This window comes from Georgfuchsia toluolica (assembly GCF_907163265.1).
In the GTDB taxonomy this organism is placed as follows: domain Bacteria; phylum Pseudomonadota; class Gammaproteobacteria; order Burkholderiales; family Rhodocyclaceae; genus Georgfuchsia; species Georgfuchsia toluolica.
The window spans coordinates 3196838-3211954 of record NZ_CAJQUM010000001.1; the positions used below are offsets into that span (position 1 = coordinate 3196838).

At 54.3% G+C, this 15117-nt stretch carries 11 protein-coding genes and 2 pseudogenes; 5 read left to right on the forward strand and 8 right to left on the reverse strand.

Annotated features, from left to right (window positions below; translation table 11 throughout):
• The first annotated feature begins 21 nt into the window (after positions 1-21).
• On the forward strand, positions 22-996 hold the full coding sequence (locus K5E80_RS15115) for an AraC family transcriptional regulator (protein ID WP_220636938.1): 975 nt from the start codon (positions 22-24) through the stop codon (positions 994-996).
• Between the two features lie 452 nt (positions 997-1448).
• Here K5E80_RS15115 and K5E80_RS15120 read toward each other — a convergent pair whose 3' ends face one another.
• The 3 genes from K5E80_RS15120 to K5E80_RS15130 all read right to left on the reverse strand — a co-directional run bounded on the left by K5E80_RS15120 (position 1449) and on the right by K5E80_RS15130 (position 5309).
• A complete protein-coding gene (locus K5E80_RS15120) occupies positions 1449-2630 on the reverse strand; it encodes an acetyl-CoA C-acyltransferase family protein (protein ID WP_220636939.1) in 1182 nt (393 codons plus the stop codon).
• Between the two features lie 221 nt (positions 2631-2851).
• A complete protein-coding gene (locus K5E80_RS15125; protein ID WP_220636940.1) occupies positions 2852-4081 on the reverse strand; it encodes a CaiB/BaiF CoA transferase family protein in 1230 nt (409 codons plus the stop codon).
• 22 nt (positions 4082-4103) lie between these two features.
• The gene (locus K5E80_RS15130; RefSeq protein ID WP_220636941.1) at positions 4104-5309 is read right to left on the reverse strand and encodes a CaiB/BaiF CoA transferase family protein; all 1206 of its coding nucleotides are present in this window, start codon (positions 5307-5309) and stop codon (positions 4104-4106) included.
• A gap of 83 nt (positions 5310-5392) precedes the next feature.
• On the opposite strand from K5E80_RS15130, the pseudogene K5E80_RS17250 reads away from it, so the two are divergent.
• Positions 5393-5530: pseudogene (locus tag K5E80_RS17250) on the forward strand (transposase); the annotation flags it as partial.
• A 182-nt stretch (positions 5531-5712) separates the two neighbouring features.
• Here the strand turns inward: K5E80_RS17250 and K5E80_RS15140 are convergent.
• The 4 genes from K5E80_RS15140 to K5E80_RS15155 all read right to left on the reverse strand — a co-directional run bounded on the left by K5E80_RS15140 (position 5713) and on the right by K5E80_RS15155 (position 11654).
• Positions 5713-7890: a hydantoinase/oxoprolinase family protein gene (locus K5E80_RS15140; RefSeq protein ID WP_220636942.1), complete on the reverse strand. Its 2178-nt coding sequence runs from the start codon at positions 7888-7890 to the stop codon at positions 5713-5715.
• A complete protein-coding gene (locus tag K5E80_RS15145; protein ID WP_220636943.1) occupies positions 7866-8453 on the reverse strand; it encodes an acetone carboxylase subunit gamma in 588 nt (195 codons plus the stop codon). The genes K5E80_RS15140 and K5E80_RS15145 overlap by 25 nt, the downstream gene beginning before the upstream one ends.
• A 71-nt stretch (positions 8454-8524) precedes the next feature.
• Positions 8525-10729, reverse strand: a complete 2205-nt coding sequence (locus K5E80_RS15150) for a hydantoinase B/oxoprolinase family protein (protein WP_220636944.1) — start codon at positions 10727-10729, stop codon at positions 8525-8527.
• A 112-nt stretch (positions 10730-10841) separates the two neighbouring features.
• Positions 10842-11654 carry a transposase gene (locus K5E80_RS15155; protein ID WP_425514545.1) on the reverse strand — a complete coding sequence of 271 codons (813 nt, stop codon included), beginning with the start codon at positions 11652-11654 and terminating at the stop codon, positions 10842-10844.
• Positions 11655-12029: 375 nt separating this feature from the next.
• On the opposite strand from K5E80_RS15155, the gene K5E80_RS15160 reads away from it, so the two are divergent.
• On the forward strand, positions 12030-12749 hold the full coding sequence (locus tag K5E80_RS15160; RefSeq protein WP_220636946.1) for a TetR/AcrR family transcriptional regulator: 720 nt from the start codon (positions 12030-12032) through the stop codon (positions 12747-12749).
• A 128-nt stretch (positions 12750-12877) separates the two neighbouring features.
• Here K5E80_RS15160 and K5E80_RS16850 read toward each other — a convergent pair.
• Positions 12878-13030, reverse strand: a pseudogene (locus K5E80_RS16850) (IS481 family transposase); the annotation flags it as partial.
• A 114-nt stretch (positions 13031-13144) separates the two neighbouring features.
• Here K5E80_RS16850 and K5E80_RS15165 point away from each other — a divergent pair.
• Complete coding sequence (locus tag K5E80_RS15165) at positions 13145-13921, forward strand: enoyl-CoA hydratase (protein ID WP_220636947.1); 777 nt, start codon at positions 13145-13147, stop codon at positions 13919-13921.
• 11 nt (positions 13922-13932) lie between these two features.
• The gene (locus K5E80_RS15170; RefSeq protein ID WP_220636948.1) at positions 13933-15099 is read left to right on the forward strand and encodes an acyl-CoA dehydrogenase family protein; all 1167 of its coding nucleotides are present in this window, start codon (positions 13933-13935) and stop codon (positions 15097-15099) included.
• The last annotated feature ends 18 nt before the right edge of the window (positions 15100-15117 follow it).

Sequence of the window (15117 nt, forward strand, 5' to 3'; positions counted from 1 at the left end):
GGTATCGGCTTTGTAACAGGCATGCTGTCAGGCCTTGCACGAACCAGGCGGAGCCCGGACAAGATATTGCAGGATGTAGGAATTGCCAAGTCTCTATTGAGAGACCCGACAGTCCGCATTGCGCTGCCCCGTTACGCAGCCCTCTACCGGCGCATTAGTGAAAGCCTGCAGGACGAAGGCTTCGCCCTGTTTTCCCATAGCCTGCGCCCCGGCAGTTTCGAGTTTCTGTGCCGCGCAGTGATATCCGCTACCGACCTGAACGAAGCCCTGCAACGGGCAGCCCGCTTCCTTGGCGTGCTCCTCGATGATTTGCAAATCGAAATCCGTACCGAAGACAACAGTGCCCTGCTGGTAATACGGCAGACCCGGCCGCTACCCGTGAGCGAAGGCGGCCGGGTCTTTGCCTTTGAATGGCTGCTACGACTCTTGCATGGCCTCTGTGCCTGGCTCATTGCCAGGCCACTGGCCATTGATTCCGTTGCGTTTCCCTATCCGCGCCCAGCCCATGCCGACGACTACGCGCGAATCTTTTCGCCATATTGTGATTTTGATGCCCAGCAGTTGGTAGCCCGTTTCGCCCGGGAGTACCTAGCTCTGCCCCTGCGCCGAGATGAAGCCGCGCTGACAGCCTATCTGAAGGAAGCTCCGGCCAGTATTACCACGATCTACCAAGGCGATCGGTCTTTGACACTGCAAGTGAGGGGGGCGCTTAGGGCAGCCCTGCCCAAGAACAGAACCTTGCCAGATCTGGCGCGGGCCATGTTCGTCTCGCCGCGGACACTACACCGCCACCTAGAAGAGGAAGGGACCAGTTTCCGTACCATCCGGGACGGCCTGCGGCGAGAACTGGCCATCGAATGGCTGACCAAGAGCGATATACCTTTGCAGCAAATTGCCACAGGTCTGGGGTTTTCAGACGCCGCAGCCTTCTATCGGGCCTTCAGTACATGGACTGGGGAAGGCCCCCGATCTTATCGGCAACGAACACGGCAATGAAACTTGTTGTCAGCGAAGTTCTATCTTCAAATCCCCATAGCATCGTAGGCCGATCAGCCCGCTTCCTGCTGATAAGAAATCATTGCGGAAGATTTGAAAGACACAAACACTCCCTCTTTTTTGACATTATTCCGCTGCTGGCAAGAAATCCTTCATCACGGGACTACTGTTCTCGGCATAGCCGATCTTCGACCAGTGCATCTGGCAATATTTTCCTCGGCACTGCACTAGTGTGGTGTTACACGCAAAGAGAGACTTATGGACCAAGGTTTTGTCGTCCCCGCGAAAGCGGGGACCCAGTGTCTTTTTCGCGGGACGCCGCTGGATTCCTGCTTTCGCGGAGATGACGAGTGTTTTTCTATATGTTCCATCAAGAATGCAGCACTACACTACTTACACTACTAGTAGTCATCCATCAGGCAATTCGGCTGCTTAAGTGACGAATACTGGCTTTAGATGCGTTCAAAGATGACCGCGATCCCCTGCCCGCCACCGATGCACATGGTCACCAACGCATAACGGCCATTGGTTCGTTGCAGTTCATACAGTGCCTTGGTGGAAATCACCGCACCGCTGGCGCCGACGGGGTGGCCAATGGCAATCGCACCGCCGTTCGGGTTGGTCTTGATCGGATCAAGCCCGAGCCCCTTCGCGACGGAGAGCGCTTGCGACGCAAAGGCTTCGTTGGACTCGATTACGTCCATCTGATCCAGCGTCATGCCGGCGCGCTTCAGGGCCAGCTTGGTGGCTGGTATCGGGCCTTCGCCCATGACATCAGGCGGGACACCGGCGACGGCATAGGAGACGATGCGCGCAATCGGCTTGTAGCCGGATTTGGCAGCGGCGTCGGCGCCCGCCAACACGAAGAAGGAAGCAGCATCGTTGATGCTCGACGCATTGCCGGCGGTCACGACGCCATCTTTCTTGAAAGCCGGCTTCATCTTCGCCAGCGACTCCATCGTGGTCGCCGCGCGGATGTTTTCATCCGTGTCGAAAATGGTGTCGCCCTTGCGGCTTTTCAGCGTGATGGGGACGATCTGGCTCTTGAAACGTCCATCAGCCTGCGCAGCGGCAGCGCGGCGATGCGATTCGACCGCGAACGCATCCTGCGCTTCGCGCGAGAGGTCCCACTTTTGCGCCAGCATCTCGGCTGTGATGCCCATGTGATATTTTTCGAACGGATCGGTCAGCACAGCGACCATGGCGTCGATTAGGGTTGTATCGCCCATACGCGCGCCGCTGCGCATGGCGGTGCTCAGATAAGCGCCGCGTGACATGACTTCGACGCCACCGCCGATACCGAAATCGTCATCGCCGAGCATGATCGATTGCGCGGTGCACACGATGGCCTGCAAACCGGAGGAACACAGGCGATTCACCTGCATCGCGATCGAGTCGGTCGACAAACCGGCCTGCAGCGAGGCAACCCGCGGCACATAGGCAAAACGCGATTCGGTCGGAATGCAGTTGCCGACCGTCACATAGCTGATCTGCTTGGGGTCGACACCGGAACGGGCAATGACATCCTTCATTACCATGCCGCCCAGTTCGCACGGCTCAATGCCGGAGAGCGAACCACCAAACGAACCTACGGCGGAACGCGCCGCACTCAGTACCACCACATCTCTTGTCATCGTATTTCTCCAAAAAATAAGCTGGTCTGATGCCGAAATGGCATCCGATCACGGCTTCAGTTAACCCAGCCGGCAAACCGAGACAAACGCCCATAGCGCCGGCACTACTGGCAAGGAGTAGTCGTCTGTTGCCGAACAACGGCGTACCCCTTGTTCGACGTACCCCAAACAAGAGTAAAACCGATTAAGTTCAACGTCGTCGGCAGACACGTCGCCACGCACTAACTTAGCACTCCAGCATCGGCCAGCCTCTTAATTTCCTGCGGAGTTATTCCTAGAATCTGCCCATAGACGTAATCGTTATCTTCACCGAGCCGGCTCATACGTTCGTCATACCTACATGGCGTTTCCGACAATCCTATCGGTACGGAAAGTGCAATACTCTTTCGCGAGCCGGGCTGCCATTCTTTTCCAGGCTTGGTCTGGTCCGGGCGGAAATATATGGCCTCACGAAATAGATTGCGCTCCTTCAGGTGCGCATCCCTCGCGAAATCCTCACCTTTCGCCACGATGCCGGCAGGTACTCCAACCTTTTGCAGCGTATCCATGGCTTCTTGCCGGGTACGCTGGCTAGTCCAGGCTGAAATCAGTTCGTCCAGCGGGTCGGCGTTGTCGAAGCGTGCAGCCGTCGTGGCAAATCGGGGATCGTCCGCCAATGCCGGCTGACCGATGGCGGCACAAAGGCTCTGCCACTCTTCATCGTTACGCACGGCAATGGTGCAATAGCTATCCTCGCCACTACACTGATAAGCGTTATGCGGCGCGAAAAACCGGTCACGATTGCCCCGACGAACCGGGATATGGTGATTTGCCTGGTAATCCAGTACCGCAGGTCCTAGTGTGCAGGCGGCAGATTTGAAGATCGACGTTTCAGCAAAAGTCGGTTTTTTCGTCCGGCGTTGTGCCAACAGCGAACTGATCACCACCAATACATTATAGAGTCCGCAATGGTAATCGGAGTAAGACGTATTGGTCGCAGAGAGTACCTCGTCCTCAAACCCGGTCATCGATGACACGCCCACGTGCTGTGAGGGCATGCCATAGAACTTGAACCCGTTATACGGCTTACCTTCCCCTGCCCCAGTTTGCCAGACGATATTTAGATCGGGGTTGATTTCTTTCAGGGCGGGGAAGTCTATACCCCAACGCTTGAGGACGCCCTGCCTGAAGTTTGTTATGAAAACATCGCTTGCTCGCACAAGCTTTTCCATAACGGCCTTGGCTTCTGGGTGGTTAACATTAAGGCTAACTCTACGCTTTAAAATTTCATATTCCGGACGTCCCACCCCCGCTTCATAATGTGGTATGTAGTTCATAACATCCATAAAGCTGTTTGTTTCTACCTTGATTACCTCGGCCCCGAGGGCTGAGAGTATGCGTCCAGTCAAAGGGAGGGCTACATAGGGTCCCAATTCGAGAACTCGTACTCCCTGTAAAGCGCCTGGTGTCATGTTCTTTGCCTCCATCGACGTTTTAAATAATACCGTTACTTCGCAAGAAGCCCAGTTTTTCCTTCGGTATGCCGAGTTCTTCGCAATAGATATGCTCGTTATCCTGTCCCAGAAGTGGCGCAGGATTTGACCGCAGTTCTATATCCGGTGAATCATAGGGACTGCGGGCATACTTCAGCGTACCCACCACCGGGTGATCGATGTCGTTCCAGAACCCGCCTTGCACCAGATGTGGATCATTGACTACGTCGGCGACCGTGCGCACCGGATCGATGACGACATTACGCTCCTGGCTGATGCGGAACAGGTCGTCCCGGGACTGCTTACCGGTGAAAACTTTGACCATGGCTGCAATTTCATCTACGTAAGGGATACGACTTTGTGGAGCACCTCGGTACTTCTCGTCGAGAATTCGCTCGTTGCCGGTCTCCTCGTAGATCCATTTGGCAAAAGTGTCCCATTCCGCAGCCGAGGACATGGTCAACATGACCCACCCGTCCTTGGCAGGATAGAGCCCCGTAGGCGTAACAAAGGTGGACTCAAAGCCGGTTCTGCGGGGATTTTCGCCGGTAAACTGGTAGGTCATCAGAGGATGTTGCTCAAGGGCATAGACGATCATCGCCTCCTGCATCGAGATATCGATGTCCTGCCCTTTGCCGGAGACCGCATCGCGATAGTAGAGCGCCGCCGTGATTGCCACGGAGGCGAATTGCGAGGGCGCATAATGCGAATATTCATTACCCAGCCTAACTGGTGGGCCGTTCGGTGAGCCGGTCACCTGCATCATGCCGCAGGTTGCCATTGTAATAATATCTGATGATTTATAATTTTTATTTGGGCCGGTTTGCCCAAACGGTGTGATGGATGCAACGATCAGACCTTCATTAATCTTGCGAAGTTCTTCTGAGCCCAGACCCAGACTCTTCAGGTACCCTACCGGGAACGTCTCAAGCACGACATCTGCAGTCTTTACCAGCTCCTTGAATATGGATTGACCATCCTTTGTCTCGAGATTCAAAGTGATCGAGCGCTTGTTGGTGTTAAACCATTGAAAATACAAGCTCCCTTCAACATCGAGCTCGTCTTTGTAGAAAGGACCTCGATACCTTCCTTTTTCTCCACCTACCGGCTCAATCTTGATGACATCTGCACCAAGAAGAGCTAGCAATTGGGTGCAATAGACCCCCTTTTCATCTCCAAGATCCAATACTCGGAACCCTTGTAACATTCGGTACTCCTATCACTTTACCGAGCCGTGCTCGAAAGCGGTGTGCAGCTAATGAATAAAAACCCTGCTATTGCTCAGTCTGGCGACGCAAGTGGGACTCGACAAGCTCGTTCCTTGCGTTTGCTGAGAAAGTATGCCGGATCATTTATTCGACGAATGCGTTTGAAAGCTTGTGTAGCCATGTTCCCAGGGCCTCGCGCGGCCAGGGGCGTTTCCCAGAGCAATTAGCCATATACCCCCCTCGAATCTGGCCCCCACCAGTACAGTTGACCCAGAGGCCAAGTTCGGCCATAAAATCGTTGATGACCGCGCTGATGAATTCCCGCGACACCTCAGTGCCAAACCTCGGCCAAGTGGCCTTGGATCTCCGTTACCGAGATGCTGCGGGTGTCCCTCTGTACTACTACTTCTTCCGGTACCAATATACCAAATGCTCATCAATAGCCACATAGTGTGTGGGCGGAAGCACTAGAGTTGTCATCGGGTGCTCCAGAATGGCCGGACCATCGATCCGGTTCCCTGCCTTCAGCAGGTTCATCTCCCATATCTCGAACTTCATCCACTGACCCTTGTGATAGACCTCTCGCACCCCTTTGTGAGCATCTATCGTCGGCTTTTCTGGACTAAGCTCATGGCGGACAATCTTGGGTTTCACCTTATCGACAAACGCGTTGATGATGACCTCGGTGATGCCATAGCCCGCTTCGGGGAAACGCGCACCCACAGGATAGATCGCGGTATACACGGTTTCAAAGGAATCGATCACCTTGTTCAGGTCGGCGATAGAGTCGATCTTGCCAACGGGAACTGCCGTCTCCCAGCTGTCGAGTTGTCCGATATATCTTGCGCCAACTGCATACTCCAGGCGTATCTTGTCTCTCGGGTAGCCTTCGTCCCCCAGCTCTTTATAGGCTTGTTCCGCAAGTGCCTTCCAACGATCGTTCATTGTCCTGGCCTGAGCGAGTTTCTGTTGATCAGACATGCCCGCGGCCAAGCTGACGTTGACGCTATGGCCATAGCGATGGAAATAGTCGGCACACGCAACGCCAAAGGCAGAGAAAGCACCCGCAAAGGGAACTGTGGCCGCTGCGCCTATGTTGACCCTATCAACGACGCCCCACATGTGCATGGGACCGCTGCCTCCGTAGACAAGAAGAGTGTAGTCCGGCGGGAAGTAGCCTTTTGATACGATCGTGTCTCTCGCTTTATCAGCCATTCGGCTATGGAGCAGGTCGAGAACCTTGTCGCATGCATCATATACATTCATACCAAGCGGCTTGGCCAGATGCTTCTCCAGCTCTCGCAGAGCGGCATCCTTATCGAGTTTCACTTGACCGCCAAGGAAATACTCCGGGTTGAGATAACCCAACACCAGGTCCACGTCACCAACTGTTATCGTGGGATAGTTGTAGCAGGTGCCGACTCGGCTGCCAGCACTCTTCGGCCCCAAGGCGATTCGCTGAAACTCGTCGACCACAATTTCCAGACCGGTTCCGCCCGAAATGGAATCCAGACTTACCACCGGCATCCCCACGCGGTGACCCGAGAAATCGGCTTGCCGCTCAGTACTCAGATAGCCTTTCACCACCAGCCCGACGTCAAAGCTGGTACCACCGAGGTCAGCGGCACAAACATTATCCACACCGAGGGTTTTAGACATGAGGTACTGACAACCTATCATCCCGCCGATAGGTCCGGACATCATTGCCTCGTACAGTCGCTGATACTGCACGTTGGCTGTAGCGCCATACGCGAGCAGGGTTTGAAGCGGATAGCGATACGCGCCTCCCTTTGCCCGCGCCTCCACCCGCAGCAACCGCTCCTTCACTTCATCTGCTGCAAAACAGTGGATCAGGAGGCTCTTGAACCGGTTGTTCTCCCCTTGCCGCGGGCAGACTTCATACGAAGTCACGACGTTGACGTTCTTGTTCTTGAGTTTCACCCTTTCCCGGGCGATTTCGGCTGCTCTGCGCTCATGAACGGGGTTTGCGTACGAGCACTGGAACAGGATTCCTATTACCGCAACTCCCCGGTCCAGAAGATCATCAACCGCTTCCCGTACCTCGTCTTCATTCAGCGGAATGACGACGGTGCCTGGTTCAAGGTGACAACCCGCAAAGGCAGTGCCTCCCGTGATTCGCTCGCACACCCCCCGGACATCCTTCCTGTCGATCAAGGCAGGCGGGTGCTCGTGCAGACCGGGCTTCATGCGTTCCTGGAAGTCCAAATGCAAGTAGGTCAGGCTTCGCTCCATGATCGCCATGTCCTCGAACCCCTTTGTCATGAGCATTCCCACTCGCTGACCGATCCGAGAGACGACAATGTTCAGCATGCTGGTCCCGGCATAGATGACCGATTCCGCGTTCTTATGTACTTCGTTTGATGTCAGATTCCAGTACGAAGCGGCATCTCCTACGGAGCCATAGTAACTTGAAGCCTCGTCCCCGGTATTGGTAAGGAACTTTCCGATGATGAACTCGCCTTTGTCGTCCACCAGGAAGGTGTCCGTCATCGTGCCTCCGGCGTCGAGAGCGACTAAATATTCTTTCGTCATCATTACACCTTTACCTTCTTTGTCCATTGAGAGATGAGTTCATTCGTCTTGTCCTGAAACCAGTCAGGCGACTGATCAGCAAGCGGCTTCCCCGCTTTAGCGTGGGCTTGATCGATATCAGGCAGCATCTCAAAGATTATCGGGTAGCCGGTCGGCACGACTTCGACTGCAAGCCGCGCATAGCAGCCCGGACAATAGTATTCCCTGGCATCGATCAGATCCGGATTCGGCACCACCTCCTTCAGGCTGTAGGCTTGGGAAATCTCCTCTAGGCCTCTCCTGACACGAATCTTGGTACTGAGCTTCCAATTGACCCGGTAGTCGCCAAGTTCATGTCCGCAATCGCACTTCACCACCCTGCTACCATCATCCTTACGCACCACATAGAGGTGTTCGGACATACGGCAGAGGATTTTCTCTTTCCACGAAACCCTCTCCTGAAGCACCTCGAGGTACTTGACGAACCTGTCTTCGTCCTTTGGCGACATGCGCATCATTTTCTTGGCGTCTTCCCAGTCGATCGTGCCTTCGACCAGTGCCTTGATGTTTTCCTTGCTGCCAGCCGATTTATCTTCTATCTCATTAGCCACAAAACTCTCCTTAAATTGGGCCACAACCGAATACACAGGCCTGCGGCCATGTTCAAAAACCTGCACCCGTCTTATTTGTTGGGCAGAGCCGAATAGGCCTCGTCGACCCCCCAGAAATCTCTGAACATCTTTCCCCATTGTGGATTGGTAATGCAGTCGTCGTACATTTCCGCCACCAGCGGGTCAAACTTCTTATTCACAACATGCCGTCTTTCTTCCTGCCACCATTCGCTGACCGGAATTGCGAACTGTTCCCTCTCGGTGCGCATTGCGCCGCGAATCTCAGCCGTTGCCTTGGCATCGGCTTTCCACGCTCCCCCCGCTTCGCGCTTGACAACCGTACCGTAGATCTTCTCGGCGGTTGTGGAACTGATGAAGTTGTTGTTCAGGTCGGCCACAATGCGGTGAGTGTCTCGATCCAAGGGCTCGCCCCAACCTTCGACGCCGTGGGCGATGATGACAACGATGTCGCCATGCTCCAGCATGATCGGCGGCGTCTCACCCTGATACTTGATCACCGTCTCCGCTGTTAGCTTGCCTTCATCGAACCACTGATTAAGCTCTTCGAGCGACGCAGGATATTGGCCCTTCTTCATCAATTCGACCATGTTGGTCTTCTTGAAATAGAGCGACGCGTGGGCCAGACCAGGGTAGCCTCCGTTGGCGCCAAGACAGTGCTGGCTAACCTCCGCCATAGCGCAGGAATCGTTGAACTGGAAGCTCTTCCCCGGCTGGTTGACTACGAATCCCAGGGTATAGCCAATGCTGCCCCTATACCTTCCGTGCGCGACATAATCCTTGGTCATGCCCCTCATGATCATCAGCAGCGGAGGTTCAAGCGTTTCCCACATCTCGGCTTCGCCAAAGTCACTTTCCGGATTGTTTCCGGCCGCGTCGCAGACACCGCCGTCCATGTAGGCGCGTGCACCGGTCGCCTGACCACCGGCCAGGCTGAAGTTGCTCATTGCCCAAGGCTTGCCGTTTTCGAAGACCCCCGACATACCGTAGATGTTGTAATCGCTCGCTTCGAAAACCATCGTCTCTTCGAGGAAGCCCTTCGCCCACATCGACTTGGCGATGATGCGGAACATGCTACCCTCGCCCACTCGACAGCCCGAGACTGCCCCGCAAGGCGTGCCGACGAACGGGTTGGCCGGATTGGTAACGCTTCCTTCCGGGCGAATGATGTCGAAGAGATACATGTTGGCGGTGTGTACGTTTTCGCCAACCAGAAATAGGAAGAACCAGCCCAGGTTCAATCCGAACTTCAGCGCGCCCTCATACATGTTGTAATGGTGCCAGTCTTCAGCGCTCGATCCGCTCAGATCGTACTTGATCCGCCCTTCGGAGAGCGTGAACTCAAGCGGCCAATGCGTCAGCCAATCCTTGTTCGCCTCCGGCATAAGGTCGCCCAGTTTTCCTTTGTACCTGATCGGTTGCAGGAACGGGAAACTGTAGCGTCCGGGCATGGTCCTCTCCGTGAGGATCTTCTGCATCGTCGCTCTTTCACGTTCCATGATTTCGTAGAAGGCCTCTTTCACGTAATCGGCACCAAACTCTTCACAAATCTCGAGAATTCGATTGCGGAGCATGACGACACCCGCCAGGCGCATCTTGGCGTCGAACACCGCCATGTCACCAGAGCGGGTGCGACGGCGCCATTCTTCTTCCCACCACGGGTAGTACGTCAGATTCTCCCCGCTCTTGGTAATGGAGTATTCATGTCCCTCGACAAAGATGTTAGGGGCGATGGTCGGTACGGACCCCGGGATCATGGCGCCCACTTCGCCAATATGATTGACGCCGGCGGCCCAGCCGATATGCTCTCCCTTATAGACGATTGGCAGGAAGGTAACGCAGTCAGCCGCATGAACGGCACCATAGAGGGGGTCGTTGACGTCCCAGACGTCGCCGTCATTGATGCCCACCTTCTCGTCATACTTCAGCTTCGCAAACTTCTCGATGATGATTGGGAAGCCGGCGGAATGGCCGACCAGTCCCAAAGAGGCAGACATGCAATCTCCCTCGGTAGTCATCAGGCCAAAGACCAACTCGCCCATCGACACGGCAGATGGCGAGGCTGATACGTACTTCGCCGTTTCGCGCGCGGTGGTCACGGCAGCGACTATCCGCGAATTGAAACGGTTGAATTTTATGGGATCCTTTTTATTAAGCGCCAGTTCCCGGAGACCCCAGTAATGACCAGTCTCCTTGGTAATCCGGTTCCTCGCCTCGATCCTTTCCTGCAGAGAGCTAAACTTTTTTAGGTATTCCATTTCACGACCTCCGTTTTACGGCTTCAGTTATTGACAATCTGTATTCCTCGACTCTGTCGGTAATGCGAGCGCCAGCATTAGAACACATATTTCAACACATTGGTTGATTTTTTTAACGAATGAGTTGATTGTCGGTGGCGGCCGAAATAGAGCACCCCCAAGCGGAGAAGAGAGTTTGCTTGAGTGCCATGAAGCTGCGCTCCAGCTTCTCATATCGGACCAGGAGTTTGCGGAAACGATTGAACCAACTGTGCGCCACCTCAACGATGCATCGTCGTGCTCGCTTGTTTGGATGGCGCGCAAGTTCCCCAGCCTCTTGCTTGCGGCCCTTCACATGCGGGATGTAGCCGTGTTCCACGATCACACTTTTGCTGGCTTGCCCCGATACCCTGCATCGGCACACAGGTACTTCGACCGACGCTGGGACGGGTGCGCGCGTTTCACCATGATGGCCTCCAGCACCGATTCGAGTTGGGATACGCCATGCCGGTTCGCTCCAGTCACGACGAGCGACAACGAGACCCCACGCCCGTCGACCAGCAAATGTCGCTTGCTTCCATTTTTTCCCTCGATCCGTGGGATTTGCGCCAACCTGCTCTTGTGCCAAAGGGGCCTTCATCATTGCTCCATCTATGCTTTGCCACCGCCAGGCAATCCCTTCCATCGCGTCGCATTCGGCCAACCCGGCTTGCCACACCGCGGCGAAGAAACCCGCCTTCTCCCATTGCAAAAAGCGAGTGTGAATCGCACTCGCGCTGCCGAACCGCTCCCGTGGCAACGCTTTCCACTGACAGCCCGTGCGCAGCACATACAGAATCGCCTCGAACACCGTTCGTGCCGGCTTGGGTTTCCGGCCGCCTCCGGGCTTGCGCACGTATTCTTTGTCGGACGCCCGCTCCGATGACACGGGAACCAGTGGCTCCACGCGTTGCTAAAAGTCATCGGTCACTTCTCATGATTGCACTCTCGCTATGTCGTCTTCCGTTTCAATGAAAGCGACATTTTGCGTTATTTACGGATATGTTTTAAGCAGGGGCGCCAGCAGTGAATTGGCTCAGGCTAGCGCCGAGGAAATGTCGCAGCGGGGTACTCGTACGGTTGTGTCTGACATTGATGTCAATACACAAGACAAGTGTCGGTTGAAGGCAGCGCACGTCAAGGCCACGCAAGGCAAACGCGTTCAACTAACGTGTTGAAAATTTTCTTCTCGAAGATAAATTCCTGTTAAACTACTTTTTTTAGTTACTAAACTTAGAGCCTAATGGAATGTTCTCCTCTCCCATTAGGGGCGAGAAAAAATATGGTCAAAAAAAGCGATATTTCTCAACGCCGCGCAGTGGCCCTCGCGGAAGGTGGCGTTGGTTACGCCGCAAAACGCAACGAACTCATACGGGTTGCCGCAACCTTATTCAAGGACCACGGCTACCGGGCGACTACACTGAACGACATCGCGCAAGCTGCCGGAATGGATCGAGCGACTGTCTATTACTACGTCGGCAGCAAGGAAGAACTGCTCCGTGAGGCAGTTCAGAACCTAATGGGCCAGAACGTTTCAGAGGTCGAGAAACTTGTTCGTGCAGATGTTAGCCCGCAGGAAAAGCTCGAAAGCATCATCCGTCTGCTGATATTGAGCTACGACAAGAACTATCCACACGCTTACGTCTATATCCAACAGAAGATGCAGAGGGTGGCGGATGCGACTTCGTCTTGGGCTAAGGAAATGGCTAAACAGACCCACCGGATCGAGATAGCTGTGGAATCGATAATTCGGGAGGGAATGAAGAGCGGCGTGTTTCGCGATGACGTACCGGTCAAGCTCACCGCTTATGCCATATTCGGCGCCGTTAACTGGACTCATCGGTGGTACGTCCCCGGCGGACGAAACTCGCCGGAAGAAATCGTGGATGCTTTCAGCAAGATCATGCTGCAAGGCCTTGTGTCCCGCAAAGAGACGCGTTTCAAGGCGAAAGCGGGAGCGAAGAAGCCCGCACGAATGGGTTCTGCCGCGTTAACGGCGTAAGTATGTCTTATGGTTAGGCTTCTTGCGCATCAACTATTTCAAAACGTAATTAGCCCGCGAGTACATAAAATGTAAAAGTTTCGACTTGATCTGATAGTTACCCGTTTTGAGGTGCGGCGGTTGTCAGATCAATTCAAGTGTTGAACTTTTTGCTTCCAGACCTCCTTCCCCTCGATCAAGGTTTGCAAAGGAGTCCGTCCGCAGCACATCTTACCTTGATGAGTTCGCTCGGCGTTGTAGTGGTTGATCCAAACATTCAGATCCGTCTGCAATTCAGATAAGGTTTTATGGTGCTGTCTGCGCAAAGGCTTCGAAGGATAGCTGGAGCTCCCAACCTGTTTCACGTTGCCTTGACTCACACCAAGGCGCGGCAATTTTTTTAGGAGTCGATCTATATGGCATACGAGCATTTAAACGTCGAGACCAGAGGGCGGGTTGGACTTATCACTTTGAACCGGCCGACCAAGTTCAATGCGCTTTGCGGCGGGTTAATGGATGAATTAACTGCCGTACTTGATTCCTTTGATGTCGATGACGGCATCGGATGCGTCATTATCGCGGGATCCGAGCGTGCCTTTGCGGCGGGAGCCGACATTCCGGATATGCAGAATTTGAGCTTCATGGAAGCTTATAAAACCAATTTCATTACAAGGAATTGGGAGCGCTTGAGAACGTTTCGAAAGCCTGTAATAGCGGCTGTAGCCGGTTTCGCATTCGGCGGCGGCTGCGAACTGGCCATGATGTGCGACTTCATCATTGCTGCTGACAATGCCATTTTCTCCCAGCCGGAGATTACCCTCGGCATTCTTCCTGGCGCAGGTGGGACGCAACGACTGCCGCGTGCAATAGGGAAGGCCAAGGCGATGGAACTTTGTCTGACGGGTAGGCGCATGGATGCAAAGGAAGCGGAAGCAGCCGGTTTGGTGGTGCGGGTAGTTCATGTGGAAAAACTCATGGAGGATGCGCTTGCTACGGCCAATAAAATAGCGTCTTTCTCACTGCCAGTGGCCATGATGGTGAAGGAATGCGTCAATCGTGCCTTTGAGAGCAGTTTGTCCGAGGGCATTTTGTTTGAACGCAGGACGTTTCATTCGGCATTTGCCACCATGGACCAGAAGGAAGGCATGAAAGCCTTTGTTGAAAAGCGCAAGCCGGGGTTTGTTCACGAATAAGGACACTTTGTATGGATTTGGATTTCACTCAAACGGAGAAACTATTCCGTGAGCAAGTCGCTGCCTGGCTTCATGAAAATGTTCCCAAAGAACCTCGTCCCTACGAAGGGGATGTGTCGCGTGCTTTTGATGTCGCATGGCAACGCAAGATGTACGATGCCGGTTGGGCAGGTATCGCGTGGCCCAGCGAGTTTGGTGGTCGCGGCCTTGCGACCATGCAGCAACTGATCTGGTATGAAGAATATGCAAAGGCCGGCGCGCCTTGGGCTGGCAATGTTTTTGTCGGTATCAACCTCGCCGGGCCAACTTTAATTCTGGAAGCCAATGAAGATCAAAAGGCGTTTCATTTGCCGAAGATTTTGCGTGGCGAAGTAACGTGGTGTCAGGGGTTTTCCGAACCATCTGCCGGCTCAGACTTGGCGAGTTTGCGTACTCGTGCCGTCATTGATGGTGACCACCTTGTTGTTAACGGGCAAAAAATCTGGACGAGTTTTGGCAGCCATGCTCAGTACCAGATGCTGCTGGTGCGTACTAACCCGGATGTACCCAAGCACAAGGGCATCAGTTGGGTTATTTGCGACATGTCGACTCCCGGGATAACCGTTCGTCCGATTGAAATCATGTCAGGCGGGCATCACTTTTGCGAGATATTCTATGACGATGTCCGCATTCCTTTGTCCAATGTGGTTGGCAAGATCAACGATGGTTGGCGCGTCACCATGGCAACCCTGTCCTTCGAGCGCGGCACCGCGTTCATGGCGGATTGCATAGAACTCGAAAAAAAGATTGTCGAGCTGACTGAGCACGCACGTATGCATTCATCCCCGCTTGGAAGCGGGAAGGCCATCGACGACGACGAGATCCGGCGCCGTCTCGGACAGGTACGCGCCGAAAGCTCAGCTTTGCGATCTATCATACTAGCCGCCATCTCGCGTAACGAAAGCACGGGCAAGCCGGGACCCGAGAGCTCGATCGTCCGTCTGCACTTCTCCCAAGTGCAACAGCGTGTGTTTAAGTTGGCGATGGACATACTGGGACCAGCGCAGACCATCATGTCGGAACTTGGGCAGGGATGGAGCCAGCCCTATCTGCGCAGTTATGCGTCCTCGATTGCCGGCGGTACTGCGCAAGTACAACGCAACATCATTGGCGAGAGAATCCTTGGTTTGCCCAAGTAATGAAAGTTTAGGAATCCG

Coding starts and splice junctions, on each gene's coding strand:
- K5E80_RS15165 (WP_220636947.1), top strand. CDS start 13,145: ATGGCATACGAGCATTTAAACGTCGAGACCAGAGGGCGGGTTGGACTT.
- K5E80_RS15150 (WP_220636944.1), bottom strand. CDS start 10,729: ATGGAATACCTAAAAAAGTTTAGCTCTCTGCAGGAAAGGATCGAGGCG.
- K5E80_RS15160 (WP_220636946.1), top strand. CDS start 12,030: ATGGTCAAAAAAAGCGATATTTCTCAACGCCGCGCAGTGGCCCTCGCG.
- K5E80_RS15140 (WP_220636942.1), bottom strand. CDS start 7,890: ATGGACAAAGAAGGTAAAGGTGTAATGATGACGAAAGAATATTTAGTC.
- K5E80_RS15170 (WP_220636948.1), top strand. CDS start 13,933: ATGGATTTGGATTTCACTCAAACGGAGAAACTATTCCGTGAGCAAGTC.
- K5E80_RS15125 (WP_220636940.1), bottom strand. CDS start 4,081: ATGACACCAGGCGCTTTACAGGGAGTACGAGTTCTCGAATTGGGACCC.
- K5E80_RS15115 (WP_220636938.1), top strand. CDS start 22: ATGCTGTCAGGCCTTGCACGAACCAGGCGGAGCCCGGACAAGATATTG.
- K5E80_RS15120 (WP_220636939.1), bottom strand. CDS start 2,630: ATGACAAGAGATGTGGTGGTACTGAGTGCGGCGCGTTCCGCCGTAGGT.
- K5E80_RS15130 (WP_220636941.1), bottom strand. CDS start 5,309: ATGTTACAAGGGTTCCGAGTATTGGATCTTGGAGATGAAAAGGGGGTC.